At 61.3% G+C, this 21,090-nt stretch carries 19 protein-coding genes and 1 tRNA gene; 3 read left to right on the top strand and 17 right to left on the bottom strand.

Annotation, left to right across the window (positions count from 1 at the left end; all coding sequences use genetic code 11):
* Positions 1-9: 9 nt before the first annotated feature.
* The 5 genes from acnD to CAL22_RS16695 form a co-directional block, all read right to left on the bottom strand.
* Positions 10-2,625 carry a Fe/S-dependent 2-methylisocitrate dehydratase AcnD gene (acnD, locus tag CAL22_RS16715; protein ID WP_094815196.1) on the bottom strand — a complete coding sequence of 872 codons (2,616 nt, stop codon included), beginning with the start codon at positions 2,623-2,625 and terminating at the stop codon, positions 10-12.
* Positions 2,622-3,329, bottom strand: coding sequence for a GntR family transcriptional regulator (locus tag CAL22_RS16710; protein ID WP_094815194.1), 708 nt, complete (start codon positions 3,327-3,329; stop codon positions 2,622-2,624). The genes acnD and CAL22_RS16710 overlap by 4 nt, the downstream gene beginning before the upstream one ends.
* Positions 3,330-3,481: 152 nt before the next feature.
* Positions 3,482-4,108 carry a thiol:disulfide interchange protein DsbG gene (gene dsbG, locus CAL22_RS16705; protein WP_094815192.1) on the bottom strand — a complete coding sequence of 209 codons (627 nt, stop codon included), beginning with the start codon at positions 4,106-4,108 and terminating at the stop codon, positions 3,482-3,484.
* A gap of 307 nt (positions 4,109-4,415) precedes the next feature.
* Entirely contained in the window at positions 4,416-5,618 is a 1,203-nt protein-coding gene (locus CAL22_RS16700) for an MFS transporter (RefSeq protein ID WP_432264309.1), read from the bottom strand.
* 8 nt (positions 5,619-5,626) lie between these two features.
* Positions 5,627-6,673: a zinc-binding dehydrogenase gene (locus CAL22_RS16695; protein WP_094815188.1), complete on the bottom strand. Its 1,047-nt coding sequence runs from the start codon at positions 6,671-6,673 to the stop codon at positions 5,627-5,629.
* Positions 6,674-6,972: 299 nt separating this feature from the next.
* Here CAL22_RS16695 and gcvA point away from each other — a divergent pair, with 299 nt between their 5' ends.
* Positions 6,973-7,887, top strand: a complete 915-nt coding sequence (gcvA, locus tag CAL22_RS16690; protein WP_094815186.1) for a transcriptional regulator GcvA — start codon at positions 6,973-6,975, stop codon at positions 7,885-7,887.
* Between the two features lie 143 nt (positions 7,888-8,030).
* Here the strand turns inward: gcvA and CAL22_RS16685 are convergent, their stop codons facing one another.
* From CAL22_RS16685 to CAL22_RS16640, 10 genes are all read right to left on the bottom strand, one after another.
* Positions 8,031-9,035: a tripartite tricarboxylate transporter substrate binding protein gene (locus CAL22_RS16685; protein WP_094815184.1), complete on the bottom strand. Its 1,005-nt coding sequence runs from the start codon at positions 9,033-9,035 to the stop codon at positions 8,031-8,033.
* Positions 9,036-9,126: 91 nt separating this feature from the next.
* Positions 9,127-9,990: an isocitrate lyase/PEP mutase family protein gene (locus CAL22_RS16680; protein WP_094815182.1), complete on the bottom strand. Its 864-nt coding sequence runs from the start codon at positions 9,988-9,990 to the stop codon at positions 9,127-9,129.
* 30 nt (positions 9,991-10,020) lie between these two features.
* Entirely contained in the window at positions 10,021-10,626 is a 606-nt protein-coding gene (leuD, locus tag CAL22_RS16675; RefSeq protein WP_094815180.1) for a 3-isopropylmalate dehydratase small subunit, read from the bottom strand.
* Entirely contained in the window at positions 10,623-12,026 is a 1,404-nt protein-coding gene (gene leuC, locus CAL22_RS16670; protein ID WP_094815178.1) for a 3-isopropylmalate dehydratase large subunit, read from the bottom strand. The genes leuD and leuC overlap by 4 nt, the downstream gene beginning before the upstream one ends.
* Positions 12,027-12,035: 9 nt before the next feature.
* The gene (locus CAL22_RS16665; protein WP_094816729.1) at positions 12,036-13,031 is read right to left on the bottom strand and encodes a Bug family tripartite tricarboxylate transporter substrate binding protein; all 996 of its coding nucleotides are present in this window, start codon (positions 13,029-13,031) and stop codon (positions 12,036-12,038) included.
* 95 nt (positions 13,032-13,126) lie between these two features.
* Positions 13,127-14,095, bottom strand: coding sequence for a 3-hydroxyacyl-CoA dehydrogenase (locus CAL22_RS16660; RefSeq protein ID WP_094815176.1), 969 nt, complete (start codon positions 14,093-14,095; stop codon positions 13,127-13,129).
* 20 nt (positions 14,096-14,115) lie between these two features.
* A complete protein-coding gene (locus CAL22_RS16655; RefSeq protein ID WP_094815174.1) occupies positions 14,116-15,147 on the bottom strand; it encodes a LacI family DNA-binding transcriptional regulator in 1,032 nt (343 codons plus the stop codon).
* Entirely contained in the window at positions 15,144-15,920 is a 777-nt protein-coding gene (locus tag CAL22_RS16650) for an SDR family NAD(P)-dependent oxidoreductase (RefSeq protein WP_244193918.1), read from the bottom strand. Before CAL22_RS16650 ends, CAL22_RS16655 begins: the two co-directional genes overlap by 4 nt.
* Positions 15,917-17,239: a histidinol dehydrogenase gene (hisD, locus tag CAL22_RS16645; protein WP_094815170.1), complete on the bottom strand. Its 1,323-nt coding sequence runs from the start codon at positions 17,237-17,239 to the stop codon at positions 15,917-15,919. Before hisD ends, CAL22_RS16650 begins: the two co-directional genes overlap by 4 nt.
* Positions 17,240-17,669: 430 nt before the next feature.
* Positions 17,670-17,745: transfer RNA gene (locus CAL22_RS16640), tRNA-Gly, on the bottom strand.
* Positions 17,746-17,979: 234 nt separating this feature from the next.
* On the opposite strand from CAL22_RS16640, the gene murB reads away from it, so the two are divergent.
* A complete protein-coding gene (gene murB, locus CAL22_RS16635; protein ID WP_208622023.1) occupies positions 17,980-18,999 on the top strand; it encodes a UDP-N-acetylmuramate dehydrogenase in 1,020 nt (339 codons plus the stop codon).
* 56 nt (positions 19,000-19,055) lie between these two features.
* Here murB and dapB read toward each other — a convergent pair whose 3' ends face one another.
* A complete protein-coding gene (gene dapB, locus CAL22_RS16630) occupies positions 19,056-19,847 on the bottom strand; it encodes a 4-hydroxy-tetrahydrodipicolinate reductase (protein ID WP_094815168.1) in 792 nt (263 codons plus the stop codon).
* A 15-nt stretch (positions 19,848-19,862) separates the two neighbouring features.
* Positions 19,863-20,411 (bottom strand): outer membrane protein assembly factor BamE, encoded by a 549-nt coding sequence (locus CAL22_RS21235; protein WP_244193917.1) that lies wholly within the window; start codon positions 20,409-20,411, stop codon positions 19,863-19,865.
* Between the two features lie 221 nt (positions 20,412-20,632).
* Between CAL22_RS21235 and fur the strand changes: the two genes are divergently transcribed.
* Positions 20,633-21,049: a ferric iron uptake transcriptional regulator gene (fur, locus tag CAL22_RS16620; protein WP_094815166.1), complete on the top strand. Its 417-nt coding sequence runs from the start codon at positions 20,633-20,635 to the stop codon at positions 21,047-21,049.
* Positions 21,050-21,090: the final 41 nt, after the last annotated feature.

Genomic DNA, 21,090 nt, shown 5'->3' with positions numbered 1-21,090 from the left:
GTCCGAAAATCAGCCGGCCTGGCGCGCCTCGGCCGCCGAGGAAGCCTCCAGGAAATCCTGGGCAAATCGTTGCAGGACGCCGCCGGCCTCGTAGATCGACACTTCTTCGGCGGTATCGAGCCGGCACGTCACGACGACCTCTTCCCGGCGGCCGTCGCGGCGGTGGATGACGAGGGTGAGGTCTGCACGCGGTTTGCGCTGGCCCAGAACGTCGTAGGTCTCGGTGCCGTCGAGCTCCAGCGTCTTGCGATTGATGCCCGGCTTGAACTCCAGCGGCAGTACGCCCATGCCGATGAGGTTGGTGCGGTGGATGCGCTCAAAGCCCTCGGCGACAATGGTCTCGACGCCCGCCAGGCGTACGCCCTTGGCCGCCCAATCGCGCGAGGAGCCCTGGCCATAGTCCGCGCCCGCCACGATGATCAGGGGTTGCTTGCGTTGCATATAGGTTTCGATGGCCTCCCACATCCGCATGACCTGGCCTTCGGGTTCAACCCGTGCCAGCGAACCCTGGCACACGCTGCCGTCTTCGTTGCGCACCATCTCGTTAAAGAGCTTGGGATTGGCGAAAGTGGCGCGTTGGGCGGTGAGGTGATCCCCCCGGTGCGTGGCATAGGAGTTGTAGTCTTCCTCGGGCAGGCCCATCTTGGCGAGGTACTCGCCGGCCGCGCTGTCGCCCATGATGGCGTTGGACGGAGAAAGGTGGTCGGTGGTGATGTTGTCGCCCAGCACGGCGAGCGCGCGCATGCCCTGCAGCGTACGTTCGCCGGCCAGTGCGCCCTCCCAGTAAGGCGGGCGGCGAATATAGGTGCTGGCCGGGCGCCAGGGGTAGAGCGGATCGACGGCCGCCTTGCGGTCGTTCTGGATGCCGAACATGGGCGCGTAGACCTGCCGGAACTGCTCAGGCTTGACCGCGGCCTTGACCACGGCGTCGATCTCGTCGTCGCTGGGCCAGATGTCGGCCAGGCGGATCTCGCGGCCCTGCGCGTCGGTTCCCAGGACGTCGCGCTCGATGTCGAAGCGGATCGTGCCGGCGATCGCGTAGGCCACGACCAGGGGCGGCGACGCCAGAAACGCCTGCTTGGCATAGGGGTGAATGCGCCCGTCGAAATTGCGGTTGCCCGACAGCACGGCGGTCGAATAAAGATCCCGATCGATGATTTCCTGCTGGATGACGGGGTCGAGCGCGCCTGACATGCCGTTGCAAGTGGTACAGGCAAAGGCCACCACGCCGAATCCCAGCTGCTCCAGTTCGGTCAGCAGCCCGGCTTCTTCCAGATAGAGCGCCACCGTCTTGGAGCCTGGGGCCAGTGAGCTTTTGACCCAGGGCTGCCGTTGCAGCCCGGCGCGGTTGGCGTTGCGCGCCAGCAGCCCGGCGGCAATGACGTTGCGCGGGTTGCTCGTGTTGGTGCAACTGGTGATGGCGGCAATAATGACCGCGCCGTCCGGCATCTGGCCGGGGAGGTGCTCGATCTTGCCGGCGATGCCGCGCTCGGCCAGCGCCGAGACCGGCAGGCGGCGATGCGGGTTGGACGGGCCGGCCAGGGTGCGCACCACGCTGGACAGGTCGAACTGCAGCTCGCGTTCATAGCGGGCCTGGGCCAGGCTGTCGGCCCACAGACCAGCCGTCTTGGCGTAGGTTTCCACCAGCGCGATCTGGCTTTCTTCGCGGCCGGTCAGCCGCAAATAGGTAATCGTCTGCTGATCGATGGCGAACATGGCGGCGGTGGCGCCATATTCGGGTGCCATGTTGGAGATGGTCGCGCGGTCGCCCAGCGTGAGCGCCGCGGCGCCTTCTCCATGGAACTCCAGATAGGCCCCGACCACCTTTTCCTTGCGCAGGAATTCCGTGAGGGTCAGCACCACGTCGGTGGCGGTAATTCCGGGCTGCGGTCGACCCGTCAGGCGCACGCCGACGATGTCGGGCAATCGCATCCACGATGCGCGGCCAAGCATGACGTTCTCGGCTTCCAGGCCGCCCACCCCGATGGCGATGACGCCCAGGGCGTCGACGTGCGGGGTATGGCTGTCGGTTCCCACCAGGGTGTCGGGATAGGCGACGCCATCCTGGGTGTAAATGACCGGCGACATGCGCTCCAGATTGATCTGGTGCATGATGCCATTGCCCGGCGGCACGATATCGATATTGCGGAAGGCCTGTTTCGTCCAGTCGATGAAGTGGAAGCGGTCTTCGTTGCGGCGGTCCTCCACCGCGCGGTTCTTGGCAAAGGCGTCGGGATCATTACCGCCATATTCCACCGCCAGCGAGTGGTCCACGATCAGCTGGACCGGCACCACCGGGTTGACCTTGGCCGGATCGCCGCCCTTGTCGGCGATCGCATCGCGCAGGCCGGCCAGGTCCACCAGGGCCGTCTGCCCCAGGATGTCGTGACAGACCACGCGGGCCGGATACCAGGGGAAGTCCAGATCGCGGCGGCGCTCGATGAGCTGTTTGAGCGCATCGGTCAGCAATGCCGGGTCGCAGCGCCGCACGAGGTTCTCGGCCAGTACGCGCGAGGTGTAGGGCAGCTCGTCATAGGCGCCGGGAGCGATGGCCTCCACGGCGGCGCGGGCGTCGAAATAATCCAGGCGGCTGCCTGGCAGGGGCTTGCGATAGGCGTGGTTCATGCTTCCCTCTTGGTCTGCTTGCCTTGGGTGATTTGCTGCTCGATATTGAGGCGGGATGCGCGGATGTGCCGCCGCATCAGGATCTCGGCCAGTTCGCCGTCGCGATCCGCGATGGCGTCCAGAATGCGGTGGTGCTCGGCGTAAGACTGCTTGGGCCGGTTGGGCGTATTCGAATATTGGATGCGGTACATGCGGGCAAGCTGATAAAGCTCATCACACAGCATGCGAAACAACATCTGATTGCCGCTGCCTTTGACGATGCGATAGTGGAAGTCGTAATCGCCTTCCTGCTGGTAATAGCCCAGGCCGGCCTGAAAGGCAGCATCTTTTTCGTGGGCGTGCAGCACATCGCGCAATTGCTGAACTTCCTGCGCCGGCATGCGCGCGGCTGCCAGGCGGCACGCCATGCCTTCGAGCGATTCGCGGATTTCGTAGAGTTCGCTGAGTTCTTTGGGGCTGAGCGAGACCACCCGGGCGCCGGCATGCGGTACCCGCACCAGCAGGCGTTGGCCTTCCAGCCGGTGCAGCGCTTCGCGCAACGGGCCGCGGCTCACGCCGTGGGCGCGCGCCAGTTCGGGTTCCGACATCTTGCTGCCCGGCGCAATCTCGCCTTTGATAATCGCGGACTGCAGCTTGCGAAACAGCTGGTCGGAGAGCGTTTCAGTGTCTGCCGCCAGCTCTGGCGGCAGGATAGGGTGGTCCATCGTGTTGACAATATTGGGGTTTTTGACCGGATTCGACGCGGTTTATCGGCGTCTTGTGCGGGTATTGTCAACAATGTAGTGCTTAACCGGGCTGGCCGCAAGCGGGTGTCCGACGTCAGCAGGGTCGGCCGGGCCGCCGATCGGCCGCTGGGTCATTTCCGCCCGAGGATGCGCTCCCAGGCGCCGGCGCGCGGCAGGCCGTTGAGGCGCTGCAACTGCCCCGCGTCGTCCAGATAGAGGATGCCGGGCGTGCCCCGAAAGCCAAGCGAGGCCATGAGGTCACGGTTCTGGTCCAGGCGGGAGCGTATGGCTTGCGGCACATCCGCCGCCGCAAGGATGCCCCCGCGCCGGAAATGGCGTTCATTCTCGCGCAAGGCGGCAGTCGAATCGGGAGCGGTCAGGATGGCCGCGGCTTTGGTACTGCTGGAGGGGCTGATGAGGCCGATCAGAAGATGGCGCAATTGCACCTTGCCGGCATCCACCCAGGGCCGGGCGGCTTCCGAGAAGCGCTGGCAATAGGGGCAATTGGGATCGCTGAAGGTGTAGACCACGCGCGGGGCGTCGGCCTTGCCGTCAGCGACCCAAGTCGCCGCGGCCAGTTGCTTCCAGATGGGTTCGCTCTTGGTATTCGGCTGGCGTTGGCGTGAGGCAGGATCCTGCCCTGGCGCCAGCTCGGCGGCGCGCGGGATCGCGGGGGCGTCTTCTGCCGCGGTGTAGGGGGCCATCATGCAGGCCGCCAGACCGAGCAGCAGTTGGGCAAAGATTTTTGTCGAGGGCATGGCAACACTCCTGTATCCAGGGGAGACGGGGGGATCAACGGCTGAGAGGTGCTTCGCGCTCGCGGCGGTGCGCCGCCCTGAGCGGCAGGACGACGATTCGCGGTGTACAAGGCGCTGTCTCGCGATGGAGACCCGTCAATGAGGCAAAGACACACCCGGCTTGGACGCGGCGAGCGCGGCGGTGTTCGGTGCCGCGCGGGTGAGGGCGTCTGCTTCCGGTGCGTGATCGACGCTGGGCCCGCCGCCGCGATGAGTAAGAGCCGCCGCTGTCATGCTGACCAGTGAGCGTGCAGATGGCCCAGGGCCGCTAGCGCGAACGGGAAAGCGCCAATGCCGCCACGGCGAGCCCCAGCGGGATGAAGGACACCCCTAGCACCGTGCGCCAATCATAGGCGGCAAGGAGTCCGCCGGAAGCGAACGAGCCGACGGCCATCGTGCCGAAGATAATGAAGTCGTTGAGCGACTGTACGGCGGTCTTTTCTTCCGGGCGGTGGCATTGGAGCACCAGGGCGGAAGCCCCGATGAAGGCGAAATTCCAACCCACGCCAAGCAGGATCAGGGTCAGCACGAAATGCGCGACATCCGTGCCCATCAAACCCACTGCTGCCGACAGCCCCGTCAGCAGCAGGCCGGCGGTCACGATGCGCCCAGCCCCAAAACGCGTGATGAGGTGGCCAGTGAAGAAGCTCGGTGCATACATGGCGATCACATGCCACTGCAGCCCCAGGTTGGAACTCTGCTGCGAGTGGCCGCACAACTGCATTGCCAGCGGCGCGGCAGTCATCAGAAAGTTCATCAGCATGTAGGACACCGCACCGCAGATGACGGCGGTGATGAACCGGGGCTGGCGTGCGATCACGCGCAGCGGCCGCCCGCCTTCGATCTGCGCCGAGCCGGGCATGGGCAGGCGGACCCCGATGAGCACCAACGCCGATAACATTGCGACGAGGGCCTGCGCCACGAATGTGGCGGCGAACAGATGCGCAGGCCACAGCCACATGGTGTGCGTGACAAGTTGAGGTCCGACGACACCGGCCAGCACGCCGCCGCCCATCACGAAGGACAAGGCGCGGGCACGCTTGGCCGGGCTGACACCGTCGGCTGCCGCGAAGCGGAACGACAGAACAACGGCCGCGTAGGCGCCGCCAAAAAACGTCGCCAGACAGAATAGCCAGAAGGCGCCCAGCCCCATGGCGATGGCGGCGAGGATGCCGCTCAAGGTGCCGCTTGCCGTACCCGACAAGAATGCTGCGCGCCGACCGTGCCGCCGCGCGATGGCGCCCACGGGCAGGATGCAGGCCGCCATGCCAACCACAAACAGAGAAACCGGCAGTGTGGCCAGCGCTTTGTCCGGGGCCAGCATGTGGCCGATGACCGCACCCGTGGCATACACCACGACAGAGTTTGCGCCTGCCAGGGCTTGCGCCAATGTGAGGCGAATGATGTTGCCGCGCTGAGCGCGCTCCGACAGCGAGCCAGGCGAAGCGGGTTGCGTTGTATTGAGGGACACGGGATGGCTCATTGGGAGGAGGATGCCTCGCGGTTTGCTCCCATCGTCAGCACCATGCGGAAGGTCACCTTGCCTGAGCGCATGCGCTGGTAGGCTTCGTTGGCCGCCTCCAGCGGCAAGGTGTCGATCAACGGTCTTGTGCCCGTGAGCACGCTGAAATCCAGGGCTCGCTCATTGTCGTAGGGCGAGCCTGTGAGCGAACCCATGAGGCTACGTTCGCCGCAGACCAGAAATCCGGGGGATACCGGTAGCGGGTCCTTGCCCGCTCCCAGCAGCACCAGGCGGCCGCCTGCCGCCAGGCCGGGCAGGGCGGCCGAGATGGCCGCCATGTCGGCGACCGTGGTGATGAGGGCCGCCGCGCCGCCCAGACGGAGCAGCGCGGCGGCGGCATCTTCCTGGTGCGTGTCGATATAGACGTGCGCGCCCAGGGTCAGCGCATCTTGGGCGATATCCTGCCCCCGGCCGAGCGCGACAACCTTAAAGCCCATCGCGCGGGCGTATTGCAACGCCATATGGCCCAGGCCGCCGATGCCGAGAACGGCAACCAGATCACCCGCCTGCGCGCCGCTTCGCTTGAGGGCATTGAAGGTTGCCAGCCCGGCGCACAGAATGGGCGCCGCATCCTCCGCCTGCAACGCGTCGGGGATGGACACCAAACCCGTGTGCCGGGCAATCATCATCTCGGCATAGCCGCCATCGCAGGTCGCGCCGACAAAGTGCTGATTAAGGCACAGCGCGAAGCGCCCCTGGCGGCACGGGTCGCACTCGTTGCAATGTCCGCCGAGCCGGCCGATGCCCACACGCTGGCCCAGCGTCCAGCGCGTCGGCACTTTGTCGCCCAGCTTGACGAGGCAGCCCACCACTTCATGGCCCGGTACGCGAGCGGGTTGCCGTGCCGGGTCCGCGCCTTCGATGTCGGATGCATCCGCGCCGCAAATGCCGCAGGCTTCTACGGCGATCAACACCTCCGCCGCGCCAGGTTCGGGAACGGGGCGCTGCACCATCTCCAGAATGCCAGGCCGGGTGATCTGCATGGCGCGATAAGTCGCTGGCATTGTGTCGTCTCCTGATAAAAAGTGGCACGGGACTCAACGAGAGACCCATTGCAGCGGGGATGCGGCGTCCATCGCATCCTGCGCCTGGATCGCCGGGCAAGCGCCTTCTGCTGGTGGACCTGCTGCCCGCAAATAACAAAGAAAAGCTATCTAATCTGCCGGGAGGGAGAGTTCCGTCCGTGGCGGACTCTATGCGCTTGCTAAAGAAATATGGGGGGATTGGGCGATATTCTCGGCCGCTCAGGGGGAGAAAACAAACGAGATAAACTGTGCTTGATGAATAGAAAAACTATCAGTCTATGAAGTCCTCCGTCCATGTCACCGCGCTGCGCGCGCTCGAGGCGAGCGCCCGGCACCAAAGCTTTTCCGCCGCGGCCGCCGAACTGCACGTCACCCCTGCCGCAGTGGGGCAACTCGTGCGCGCCCTAGAAGAGTCGCTGGGCGTTGCGTTGTTTCTGCGCAGCACCAAAGGGGCTAGCCGGCTCGTTGCCACGGAAGCGGCGCAACGCGTCTTGCCAGACATTCGCTCAGGGTTGGATCGCCTGGCGTTGGCCTGGGCACGTCTGCAGGAAAGTGCTGCCCATGGCGTCCTGACCGTCACGGCGAGCCCGGCCTTCGCCGCGAAATGGCTGCTGCCTCGCATCGAGCGTTTTCAAACCCGGTATCCGGAAACGGACGTGCGGCTGGACACCAGTCTCAAACCGGTGGACTTCGTGGCGCAGCAGATCGATATCGGTGTGCGCTACGGCACGGGGAATTGGCCGGGTCTGACCGCAGAAAAACTGATGGACGAAGACATCTACCCGGTGTGTTCGCCAGAGCTGCTGCAAAGCATGACGCATGCGCCTACGCCGCAAGCCTTGGCCGCGAAAACCCTGATTCACGACCTTTCCATGGATGGGCACGCGGCCTTTCCCACCTGGGAAGCCTGGCTAGGCAAAGCAGGCATAGCGGGCGTTGCGACGCAGCGTGGCATGCGTATCAACAATTCGGCCGCGGTGCTGCAAGCCGCGGCAGAAGGCCGTGGCGTGGCGCTTGCCCGCAGCGTCATGGCGCGGGACGACCTGGCAGCCGGCCGCCTGGTGCGGCTCTTTCCGGATATCGATTTTGTTTCGCCGCTTGCCTACTACGTCGTGTATCGCCCTGAATGCGCCAACCTTCCCAGGCTGGCGGCGTTCAGAACGTGGTTGTTGCAAGAGAGTCGGGCAGCCTGAGGGCACTGACCACGCCTTCGCAACCGAGGCGTTGCGGTGCGGAGGGAGTTGCCTGGAAGTAGACGTCCTACTACGGCAGCACATGGTGTGCTGCCGTACCGCGGCGTCCACCTGTGGCACCGCTGCCGCCGAAGTGCGTTTCATCATTCCAGCGGGAAGCGTTTCGCCAGAGAAGTGAAGCGGCGGTCTTCCTTCTGGATCTGGGAGGCGAAGTCCGCAGGAGTATTGGCCAAGGGTTCGGCGCCTGCCGTGATGATCGCTTTTTGCAGCTCGGGCTTCCCGGTGGCCTCTTTTACCGCGCTATAGATTCCCTGTATTACCTCGGGAGGCGTGCCCTTGGGGGCGAATAGGCCGAACCACGTGGTGTATTCATACTCAGGCATTCCTGTCTCGATGACCGTGGGTACCTCAGGAGCTTGGCTGAAGCGGTGCGTTCCCTGATTGGCGATTATTTTTAGCGAGCCGGATTTCTGATGAGGCAGCGCTGAGGCAACGCCCGTAACGGCAAAGTTGACGTTATTGGCGATCATGTCGGTGATGATTGCTGCTGTGCCCTTGTAGTTCACCACGATCAGGTCTGGTAGGGATTCGGCCTTCAGTTGCTGTCCGAATAGCTTTGCGACGTTCTCTCCGGTGCCCATTGAGCAGGGGCTGGGCGCGGTCTTGCAGTAGCTTATAAGTTCGGGAAGAGAACTCGCCGGGAACTTTCCATTGCCCACGATCACGCCGGGTGATTGCGCGATGTTTGTCACGGGTTCAAGCCGGCTGAGAGGATCGGTGCCGCTGAAAGCGGGCGTGTGCTTTGTTAATACGATTGCCGGCGTCTGCAGTAGCAGGGTATAGCCGTCAGGCTTTGAATCGGTGACGTGGCGGGTGCCAATAAGCCCATCAGCTCCCGCCATATTCAAGACGACGACTGGCTGCCCCCACTGTTCTCCCAGCAGTTTCGCCGTGGCCCGCGCTGTAGCATCGGTCCCCCCGCCGGGGACATAGGGGACCACGATGGTCACTTGTCGCTCCGGCTTCCATGTGGCTTGCGCCAATACTGGGTTGGCGATGCATAACGTGCTGACGAGGGTTATTAGAGAGACACGGATTTGCTTCGTCGCGCTCTGCGAAAGACGTTTGGCAGTATGGTGTTTCGGCATGTCAGTCTCCACCTGTTTTTTATTTGGGCGTATTGAACATCCTGGAATAGGGCTAAGGGGTAACCCCGTGCGGCTGCGCGGGATCTGCCGCTTAGCGTGCCCAGCGCTTCTCGAAGTCCCAAACCTCTTCGAAACCGATCAGGCGGCAGAACTCGTTGAAGTCGGCCATGGGTATTTCCGGAGATAGGCTGGTGCCTGCTTGCTTGAGATGGCGGAGAGACTTTTCCATAGCGGCGGCGGCCACAAGACTGGTCATCGCCGGAAAAATGGCGAGTGAATAGCCTATTTCCTTCAGTACGCTGGCCGGCAGGATGGGTGTTTTTCCGCCATCAGCCATGTTGGCCATCATGGGTAGCTGAAAAGCCTCACATGCTCGATACATTTCCTCTTCGCTTTGAGGCGCTTCGAAGAACAAAATGTCGGCACCTGCGTTGGCATAGGCGTCCATGCGTCGCATTGCGTCATCCATGCCCAAGCTGGCGCGCGCGTCCGTGCGGGCGATGACAAGGAAGTTAGCCTTGTCATCCCGCGCTTCGCACGCGACCTTTATTTTCTCCACCATGTCCTCGACCGGGACGCATCTTTTATAGGGCGTATGACCGCATTTCTTTGGAAACTCTTGATCCTCGATCTGGATAGCGGTAACTCCGGCTTGTTCGTAGCCCCGAACGGTGTGATGGACATTGAGGAGGCCGCCATAACCCGTGTCTGCGTCCGCGATCAATGCTGCCGACGTTGTACGGGTTATGGTTCGCATCCGATCCACCATTTGGGTGTAGGTGGCAATTCCCGCGTCAGGAAGTCCAAGATTTGACGCAGTTAGCCAATAGCCGCTTCCATAGATCACGTCGAAGCCCACTTTTTTTGCCATGATGGTGGCGATCATGTCTTGCACGCCTGGCACGACGATGAACTCGCCCGACGTTATCTTCTCTCTAAGAATGGGATTTGCCATATCAGTTCCAATGTGAAGTAATCGATGTATTCAGTCCAAAGAGGCCAGCCAGGGTTGCTCGCGTTGAACGCGGGATTCATACGCGCGCAGGGCGGCTTCATGTTTGAGCGTGCGGTCAACCTCGTCCTCGCTCGACAGGAGCTGCTCGGCATGCCCGTCAGCCAAAGCTACGGGTATCTCCTCGCCGGTTGTGAGCGTCAGCGAACTTGTGGCGATTCTCAAGAGCAAGGGAGCTTCTGGAAAGCTGTTCAAGGCGTCGGTGAGACGTTTGTGGTCACTTGGTTTGACCGTTGCCGCCACCAGGCCATTCTTTACACAGTTATTGCGGAAGATGTCGCCAAAAGAAAGGGCAATGACCGCTCCAACGCCGTAATCTGACAGAGCCCACACCGCATGCTCTCGGGATGATCCACAGCCAAAGTTTTGACGAGCCACCAATATGCGGATTGGAGACGGACTGTTCATAAACTCAACTTCAGAACGGCCCTCGGCCAGCCAGTCCGCAAATAGGTGCTTTCCCAGACCTTTGCGTTCCACCAGGCGCAAGAACCTGCCTGGAAAGATGGCGTCTGTATCGACATCGTCGCGCGGAATCTGCGCGGCCAGGCCATACACTTCTGCGATCACTGTCTTCATACGATGTACTCTCGGGGATCAGTCAACTTGCCTTGCAACGCGGATGCCGCTACCGCTGCGGGGCTCATCAAATGAGTCCGGCCGCCTTGACCTTGGCGGTTCTCGAAATTTCGATTGGATGTGGATGCGCATCTTTCGCCCGGCGAGAGGCTATCGCCATTCATGCCGATACACATGGAACATCCGGATTCGCGCCATTCGAAGCCTGCGTCCACAAAAACCTGGGCCAGTCCCTCCGCTTCCGCGGCTCGCTTGACGCTGCTTGAACCCGGCACCACGAGGGCACGTACTCCCTTCGCCACCTTGCGTCCGCGTGCAATCTCTGCCGCTGCGCGCAGATCTTCCAGGCGGCCGTTGGTACACGAGCCGATGAAGGCGACGTCGATGGGAACCGAAGAAATGGCTTGGCCATGTCGCAGGCCCATGTAGAGTAAGCTTTCCTCCAGGCGTCGAGTTTCTTCTTGATTTTTATAGTCCGCGCCGTCGCCAACTCTGCCACTGAATACCGTGCTCTCCGACGGGGTCGTTCCCCATGTCAGGAGGGGAGCAAGCGCGGACGCGTCGAATTCGATTTCGCGGTCATAGTCAGATGTCGAGTCGGTTCGCATGGCTGACCAGGCTCTCACTGCGTCGTTGAAGTGCTCCCGCGCAGCGCCTGTGACCCTATCGCGAAGGTAGTCCAGTGTCGTGCTGTCCGGGGCGATAAGTCCGAACCGAGAGCCGGCCTCTATCGTCATATTGCACAGTGTCAGTCGCGCTTCCATTGAGAGGAGATCAATCGTCGGGCCGTGGTACTCAATGCTGTAGCCCGTACCGCCGCTCGTTCCGATTTGGTGTACGAGCGCCAAGGCGAGATCCTTAGCATAGGTCCCGAGCGGAAGCGCGCCAGCAATGCGAACGCCCATGGTGCGGGGCTTCTTCATCCATAGGCTTTGAGTGCTCATGACGTGAGCAACCTCCGATGTACCTATGCCCCACGCTAATGCGCCCATCGCTCCAAGCGTGGCGCTGTGAGAGTCGCCGCAGACCACTGTGCTGCCAGGTAACACATACCCGAGCTCCGGCGCGATGACATGGACAATGCCTTGCAATGGATGGTCCAAGTCGAATAGCCGCATACCTGTTTCTTGCGTGTTGTTGCGTAATGTGGCTATCTGGATGCGGCTTTGTTCGTTGGGGATGTTGGTCAAGCGGTCGGCCGTAGTCGGGACGTTATGGTCCTGTACAGCAATATGACGCGCCGATGATCGAAGCGTATGTCCGCTTTCAGCCATACTTGCAAAGGCTTGCGGGCTGGAGACCTCCTGAACCAGGTGCCGATCGATATAAATCAGGTCTTCACCGCTCTCATTCCTGGCGATAGAGTGCGACACCCATATTTTGTCGAATAAAGTGGTCATTGCTGACAATCAGTCGAGTTTAATGTTGGCGGCTTTGACGATGGACTTGTTCTTCTCCAGGTCGCGGGAGATCTCTTGTCCAAACTCATCGGCTGAGCCCGGTGTAGCAACAATGCCTAGCGCTGCGAGGCGATCTCGCATGTCCGGGTCTTCCATTACCTGCTTTAGCGCCGTGCTCAGCTTGTCGACAATCGGTTTTGGAGTGCGAGCAGGAGCGAGTAGACCAACCCATGAGCTGATCTCGAAACCCGGTAAGCCGCTTTCGTTGAGCGTCGGCACATCCGGTAGCGAGGGCGCGCGCTGACGGGAAGTCACTGCGATAGCTTTTATCTGTCCTCCTTTGATAAACGGCATCGCTCCTGTCACGGCGGCGAAGGTGATGGGGAGCGTGCCTCCAACGACATCGATCAAGGCTTGACCGCCACCCTTATAGGGGACGTGAGTCATGGGAACTCCCGCTCGCTGACGCAGCATCTCGCCCGCAAGATGACTTGTGCTGCCAGTGCCCGCGCTGCCGTACGAGAGACCATTTGGCACGGTCTTTGCATATGTCAGAAGTTCTGAATAGTTGTTCACACCAATCTTTGGGTTGGCTGCAATCAGAAGAATGGCGTCGCCGATTTTCCCTATCGGGGCGAAGTCTTTGACAGAATCGAAGGGCACTTTGGCGTAGACGTTTGGATTGATGACTAGCGTTCCGTCATAGCCAAGTACCAGGGTGTAGCCATCAGGTTCAGCCTGCGCAACCAGTTGGGTGCCGATGTTGCCCGCTGCTCCAGGTTTGTTTTCGACGATTACCTGCTGACCTAACTTCTGACCAAGTTTCTCTGCAACGATGCGGGCGCTCGTGTCGGTTACTCCCGCCGTCGCGAAAGGCACAATCAGACGAATTGGCCGGGATGGATAGTCACCTTGCGCCTTCGCCGTGGGTACACCTATTGCGATCAGGGTGAGTGCGGCACCCAAGATATGCAATCTGGCTCTGTTTGATAATTTGAAGTTCATGATTTTCTGTCTCCTCATTTTTTGTGAAATGCTTGGTTTTTTATCCTGCGGCCCATGCTTTGTTGACAAAGGGGCGGATTCTTTGCCGGGGGGGGCTACTGCTGCTTCGTGCGCCTGGCAGAGGCGATTTCCATCAGGCGTTGGTCGCGCCAAGCCCTTCTTTCTTCGAGTTCGGACAGTGGTAAGTGCTGCCGCAGCTGGGACGCGACGTTTTCTATTAGCCCTGCATCCCAAGGTGAATCGTGTTGACGAGATTGAGCGATGCGTTGATAGAGAGGGCCAAGCCGCTCGGCGTAGTCCGCCACGCCTTGTGGCGCGTTGAGGTCGATGGTTTCAAACGGGCCCATGAAAGACCAGCGCCAGCCCAGCCCATCGCGAACGGTTTTGTCTACATCTTCGCAACTGACCACGCCTTCCTGGACGAGTGCCCAAGCTTCGCGTAGGAGAACTGCCTGCAAGCGGTTGAGTACGAAGCCCTCCACCTCCTTGCGGACGTGGACCACGGTCTGGCCCAATGCATTCATCAAGGATGTTGCGAACTCAATAGACTCGATAGAGGTCTGAGTGGAGGGAACGAGTTCGACGACGGGAATGAGATAGGGCGGGTTGACTGGATGTACCGTCAAGACTCTGGGAGAGATGGGCAGCCCGAGTGAAAACTCGGAGGCGGGTATGCCGGAGGTTGAACTCCCCACGACCATATCCTGCGGCGCGCAAGCATCTAGATCTCTTATCAGGCCTCGTTTTACTTCGACGCGTTCAAGCACGGATTCCTGTGCGTATATGGCGCCGGCGATAGCTTCATTCAACGTGGGCACAGGAGTTATTCGAGCGGCTACCGTACCGGGGTCTTCGTCGATGAGTCCGTGATCGCTCAGCGATGAGAGTTGTTCTTTGATCAGCCGCATCGCAGTGTGAGTGGTTTCGATGTTCGTGTCGTACATCTTTACCGTGAGACCTGCACGGGCAAAGACAACGGCCCAACCGGCGCCCACCAGTCCAGCGCCAATCACTGCAATGGGTCGGTGCTTGCACAGGGCCAGAACTTCGACGTTTTTCGTCATGTCGTCTCCGGGGTCAGCGATCAGAATGAGTCATTGTTTCTGCGGTTACGCACGGTGCCGCGTTCGACGAGCACGCAAGGCACGGCGACCCGACGGCCCCATACCTGCCCCCCGATTTGTTCGAGAAGAATGGTTCGCGTGGCGTCCACCATTTGCTCGACATCCTGTCGGACCGTGGTCAAATTGAAAGAAGGCCAGGCCGACTGAGGAACATCGTCAAACCCGACGATAGATACGTCTTGGGGGACGTTCATCCGGAGCTGGCAACGGAGAACCTCCAGGGCGGCGATGGCCATGTGGTCATTGGCCGCGAATAAGGCATCGGGGCGGGTGGCAGGATCCGAGAACAATTGCAAGACGGCCTCTTGGGCATCGGAGAAATCGTAGTTTCCTACTGCCCGGGCATAGAGCTTCAAGCCGGCCGATGACAGCGCTTCGAATAGTCCTTCCTCCCGGTCGCGGCTTGTCGATGCGTTCTCTGACCCCGCCAACCAAGCTATGCGGCGGTGACCTGTTTGGATCAAGAGGTCTCCGATCAATCGGCCACCGGCCCTATTCTGCGAGGTGACCGAACTCGTCGAGTACTGGCCTTGAGCACCCAGCTTCGCCATCCGATTGAAAAGGACTACCGGTATCCCCGCGGTAATACAGTCATTTGCCAGCTCCGACGACAGGGTGGTGGATGCCATCACGATGCCGTCGACCTGATATTGCAGAATGTCGGTCAGAACGTTGTCCGCATCTTCGGTTTCACTGATGAACAGCAATACGTGATAGCCATCCTGTTGTAGCGCCTGGCACAGCCGCTCAATGACCAAGGGATAGAACTGATTCTCCAGGTAGCTCATGACCAAGCCGATGATTCGGCTGCGTCGAGTGATCAGACTGCGGGCGATGGCATTGGGCCGGTAGCCGAGCTTTCGGGCCGCCGCATGTATTCGGTCACGAGTCTCGGGCGCGACGCTTGCCCCCGCCGTGAAGGCGCGGCTCACGGCTGACTGCGACACTTCGGCCAGGCGGGCGACATCATGGGCGGTCACTTTTGCTTTCATGCCGCTGTCCAGCCTCCGTCGAGCATCAAGGCGCTTCCCGTCATCAAGCTGGAGGCGTCACTCGCAAGAAAAACAACTGGACCCATCACTTCGTCGAGTCTTCCGAGTCGTCCAAGCGCAATTCTTTCGAGCACAAATTCGCGGAATTTCCGATCCTCGAACATTGGGGCCGTGAGTTCCGTCTCAATGAACGTCGGGCACAAAGTATTGACACGAATGGCGGACGCTCCGAGCTCCCAGGCTAGCGCCTTGGTCATCCCCTCGATGGCATGTTTGGACGCACAGTAGAGTGTGCGGCGCGGGCTGCCAACCTGTCCCATCTGCGATGAGACGTTGATAATCGATCCGGGTAGCTTCGCTGCCAGTAAGGTACGAGCGACTTCTCTTGCCACGTAGAACGCGGCCTTCACGTTCAAAGCGAGAACAGCGTCGATATCCTCGTCGGGTGTCTCGATGAGCGGCTTCGGCCGATTCATACCAGCGTTATTGACCAGTATCTGGAAGGGAGGGCGTTGCCGTAGCGCGCTTTGCACGGCGGAGGCGTCCGTGACGTCAAGGACGAGACAATCGGCGCTGCCGCCCTGTGCCTGGATGGCCGAGCAGGCAACCTCGAGGTCGTTGGCTGACCTCGACGCCAACGTGACACGTGCGCCGGCTTGAGCCAGCGCCGCAGCGCTAGCCAAACCCAGGCCACGGCTGCCGCCCGTGATCAATGCGCGCCGGCCTTCCAGTCTGAAACCACTGAAAGTGGGAAGCGGCCGCTCTGTACTCACGCCAGCAACTCCGGGACGGGCTCGTACCATGGCACCTCGGCACGGCTGCCATAGCGACGCACGCGGATGTTCGCTTGCTCTCCATGGCCGGCGAAGTTCTCCATGTGGCACAAGCGGGAGCAGTACTCGCCTATTTCAGCGCTTGCTGCATCCGAGCTGATACGTTGGAAGGTGCACGTTTTCAGAAACTTACCTACCCACAGACCACCGGTATAGCGCGCCGCCTTGTTGGTGGGTAAGGTGTGGTTGGTGCCAATGACTTTGTCGCCGAAGGCGACGTTCGTGCGGGGGCCCAGGAATAGCGCACCATAGTTGGTCATCTTGTTGAGGAACCAATCTGGGTCGCGCGTCATCACTTGAACATGCTCAGAGGCAATCTCGTCGGCTTTCTGTAGCATTTCTTCTCGCGAGTCGCAGACGATGATCTCGCCGAAGTCGGCCCATGCCTGAGCAGCGATTCCTGCGGTCGGCAACTTTAGAAGTTGCTGTTCGATTTCGCGCATCGTGGCCTGAGCCAGCTCTTCACTATCGGTGAGCAGCACAGCGGGGCTAGTCGGACCATGCTCAGCTTGCCCGAGAAGGTCAACGGCGCAGAGCTCGCCGTCTACCGAATCGTCTGCAATGACCAAGGTCTCTGTCGGGCCGGCAAACAGATCAATCCCGACGCGGCCGAACAATTGACGCTTCGCTTCAGCGACAAACATGTTGCCGGGGCCCACCAACATGTCGACGGGAGCGATGCTGCCCGTTCCTACCGCCATCGCAACGACCGCTTGCACGCCACCCAGAACGAGAATTTCGTCAGCACCGGCCAAGTGCATGGCGGCAACAATGGCTGGATGCGGTCGTCCCTGAAAAGGCGGCGCCGTGGCGACGACGCGCTTTACCCCGGCCACTTTCGCAGTCAGCACACTCATGTGCGCTGAGGCCAGCAAAGGGTACTTGCCGCCGGGGATGTAGCATCCGACCGCATTGACAGGAATGTGCCGATGACCGAGGAATACGCCTGGGCGTGTTTCCACTTCGACATCCAGCATGGAGTTGCGCTGAATCTGGGCGAAATTGCGAATCTGGGTCTGGGCGAAGCGAATGTCTTCCAGTTCGCGAGCAGATAGGCTCTTCATCGCCTGTTCGATGTCGGCCTGCGACAGTCGGAAGTCCTCGGGTGCCCAGTTATCAAATTTCTTGCTGTATTCGAGCACAGCGGAATCGCCGCGCTGCTCAATATCGCGGATGATGGATTCGACGGTATTGCGAACGGCGAGATCATCGGCGTGGCGGGCTTGAACGTCACGGCCACGTTTGAGATAGCGGATCATGGAGCTCTCTGGTTAGTTGTGCATACGTATGCAGACTAAAATCTATGCATTCGTATGCAAACTAAGCGTTTTCCCTAGCTAGCAGCTTTCGACGCTGATCCGCTGGCGGCGCAGGTGGTTGAGGGTTGATTGGGGGCGCCGGCTTTTTGGGAGGGGTGAAGGGCGCGTACTGCTAAGCAGCGAGTCGGTCGAGCGGACCACGCAATGCGGTGTGGCGCCCCGCGAGCGCTTGACCTACCGGATGGGGGCGGTCGCAAGCGGCGGACAAAAGGCAGTGCGCGCACGAGCGGCTGCGCTGCGCTTTGGTCGGCAGGTGACGTACTTGTCGTTTTCGGAGCGAGGGCCGCGCGTGGCAGCCAGAAACGCAAAAAGGAGCCGAAGCTCCTTTTTTTTGCGTGCTGTACAAGGCGCAGGCCTGTACATCGGAATTTGGAGCGGGAAACGAGTCTCGAACTCGCGACCTCAACCTTGGCAAGGTTGCGCTCTACCAACTGAGCTATTCCCGCAGGGGTTTTCGTTTTTGAACGCAGTTCAATGCGACACTGTTTTCACGAAAGACGCGCATTGTACATGAATTTTTGATTTGTGCAAACTGCGGTGAAACTCACTGCGGTGTTGAGTGCGGCAACGTGTATCAAGAGAGCTTGATAACGGGCTAGAAAGCCGGGCCGGGCTCAGACAAATCAGTCGTTCAAGTAATATGAGCGAAGACAGAAACTATAGCATAGCTTTTATTGCCCATGTCAATTTCTCTTGTGCCTACGGGCCAGGATCTGCGCGGTTTGAACACCTTCGGGCTGGCGTCGCGCGCTTCTGCATTCATTACCCTGGAAGACGAGGCCCAGTTGCCGGCCCTGAGCGCGCTGGCGGCCGGTTACGGCGGCTGTCTGGTGCTCGGTGGCGGCAGCAATCTGGTGCTGGGCGAGTCCCTGCGCGAGCTGGTCGTGCGGGTAGCGCTGCGCGGCATACGCTTGGTCGAGGCGCGCGCGCAGGCCTGGATCGTGGAAGCCGGGGCAGGCGAGCGTTGGCATGACTTCGTCGCTCACTGCATCGCGCAGGGCTGGGACGGGCTGGAGAATCTTGCGCTCATCCCGGGTACGGTGGGCGCCGCGCCGGTGCAGAACATTGGCGCTTATGGGGTGGAGCTTGCCGATCGTTTCGATAGCCTGTGCGCCTGGGACCTGCATCAGGGGCGCTTGGTGCAGTTCTCGGCCCAGGAGTGCCGTTTTGCCTATCGAGACAGCGTGTTCAAGCGCGAGCCTGGACGCTGGCTCATCACGCGCGTGCGCTTTGCCTTGCCGCGTCCCTGGCGTGCGGTGCTGAACTATCCCGATTTGCAGCGCTGGCCTGCGTTGCAGGACGCAGCCCCCGACGCTCGGTCGATTTTTCAGGCGGTGTGCGAGATCCGGCGCGCCAAGCTGCCCGATCCGGCGGTGATCGGCAACGCCGGGAGTTTCTTCAAGAATCCCCTGGTTGATGCCGAGACGCGGGATGCGTTGTTGGCCCGCTTTCCCGCGCTGGTGTCATATCCTCAGGCCGATGGGCGCTACAAGCTGGCGGCCGGCTGGCTGATCGATCAATGCGGCTGGAAAGGCCGCGACCTGGGCCGGGCCGGCGTGCATGACCGCCAGGCGCTGGTGCTGGTCAACCGCGGCGGAGCCACGGCAGCCGATATTCTGGCGTTGGCCGCGGCCATCGAAGCGGATGTACTGGCGCGTTTCGGTGTGCGGCTCGAGCCCGAGCCTGTCGTGCTGCGGTGATGGCCCAAAGCGAAGAAGCCGGCGTGAGCCGGCTTCTTCGCTTGAGGGTGCGTCGATCAGAGACCGAGCACGGCTTGCATGTCGAACAGGCCGTTGTGCTTGCCATCGAGGAACTTGGCTGCACGCACGGCGCCTTCGGCATAGGTGGCGCGGCTGCTCGAACGGTGGGTGATTTCGATGCGTTCGCCCGTGCCGCAGAAGTACACGGTGTGGTCGCCCACGATGTCACCGCCACGCACGACCGAAAAGCCGATGGTGCCGGGCTTGCGCGGGCCGGTTTCGCCATGGCGCGTCCAGGTGGCGACGTCCGGCAGGGCGACATCCCAGGCCGAGGCCACGGCTTCACCCATGGCCAGCGCGGTGCCCGAGGGGGCGTCGACCTTGTTGCGGTGATGGGCTTCGAAGACTTCGACGTCATAGCCGCTGTTCAGAATGCGGGCGGCCATGTCCAGCAGCTTGAGCGTGGCGTTCACGCCCACGCTCATGTTGGGCGCGAACACCACGGCGATCTTTTGCGCGGCAACTTCGATGGCGGCGCGGCCGGCATCGTCGAAGCCGGTCGTGCCGATCACCATGCGCGTGCCATGCCGCAGGCAGGCCTGCAGATGCTCCAGCGTGCCCTCAGGGCGCGTGAAATCGATCAGGCAGTCGGCACCGGCCAGGCTGTCCAGATCGTCCGTGATGAGCACGCCCGTGTCGCGGCCCAGAAAGGCGCCGGCATCCTGACCCAGGGAGGGCGAGGCCTTGCGGTCCAGGGCGACGGCGAGCTCGACGCCATCCGTGTTCAGGATGGCCTCGATCAGCATGTGGCCCATGCGGCCGCTGGCGCCGGCAATTGCGATACGCATTGTCTGTCCTTGGGCTTACTTCAGGGGTTCGGGCGAGCTGCCGGGCATGCCCGGGGTGCTGGTGGCCGGCTGGGTCGCGCTGTTGATCTGCACGTTGGAGTGCGTGGCTTCGGTCTTCTCGGCCTGCTCCGCGCGCTTCTCGGCGGCGATCTCGGCGTTGTCGGCTTTTTCCAGGGCGGCGGCGTTGGGCAGGTTGATCTGGAAGGGCTGCAGTTCGGGCTGTTGATCGCCGTCCCAGCGCACCAGGCGGTCGTTCTCGAAGAAAACCGTGAAGTGGCGTTCCTGAGCCTTGCCGTAGCCGGGCTTGAAGTAGTACGGATAGTCCCAGCGGTCGGCATGCAGAACGCTGGTCAGCGTCGGGCTGCCCAGCGCGAAGCGGACTTGCTCGCGAGACATGCCGGGCTGCAGCAGCGCGACCTGTTCACGAGTGATCCAGTTACCTTGCTGCATGTCCGCGCGGTAGGGGAAGCCCCATTTGCCAGAAGAGCAGCCGGCCAGGGCCGCGGCCAGCACCAGGGTTCCCAGCACCGCCTTGACGGGCCGGGAGGGATTACGAGCAATCATGGACACTACGCGCCCCTATTATTGGAAACGGACAAAACCGTTATCATAAAGGTTTAAATAACGGATAGTTCCGCAAGGCAGCAGGAATTGCGGCGCTGGCCCGCCAAGGTCTGGAAGATTGCCTCGCTCTGGCGAGGCGGCAGTGCGAAAATGGGGCCGCATTGCAGGACGTGGTAGGGCCGGGCTTCGGCGACTTGCCTCAGTGGACGGAGAGCGACTACATGAGCGACCAGAGCGAATTGAAGAACATGGGTTTGAAGGCGACCTTTCCCCGCCTCAAGATTCTCGACATTTTCCGTAAGTCGGACCAACGCCATCTGAGCGCCGAAGATGTGTACCGCGCGCTGATCGGCGAGAGCGTCGAGATCGGCCTGGCTACCGTGTACCGCGTCCTGACCCAATTCGAACAGGCCGGCATCCTGAGCCGCAGCCAGTTCGATACGGGCAAGGCGGTGTTCGAGCTCAACGATGGCGATCATCACGATCACCTCATCTGCACCAATTGCGGCAAGGTGGTGGAGTTCTCCGACACCGATATCGAAAAGCGTCAGCACAAGGTCGCCAAGGACAATGGCTTTGTGTTGGAAAGCCATGCCATGGTGCTCTATGGCATGTGCTCGGATTGCCAGCGCAACTGATCGCTTCGGTAAAGCACTGAACCCGGCCTGGCGCCGGGTTT

It is taken from the genome of Bordetella genomosp. 12, from assembly GCF_002261355.1.
Lineage (GTDB): Bacteria > Pseudomonadota > Gammaproteobacteria > Burkholderiales > Burkholderiaceae_B > Bordetella.
Note: the sequence above shows the minus strand (reverse complement) of the source record. Positions and strands in the feature narration are given on the sequence as shown.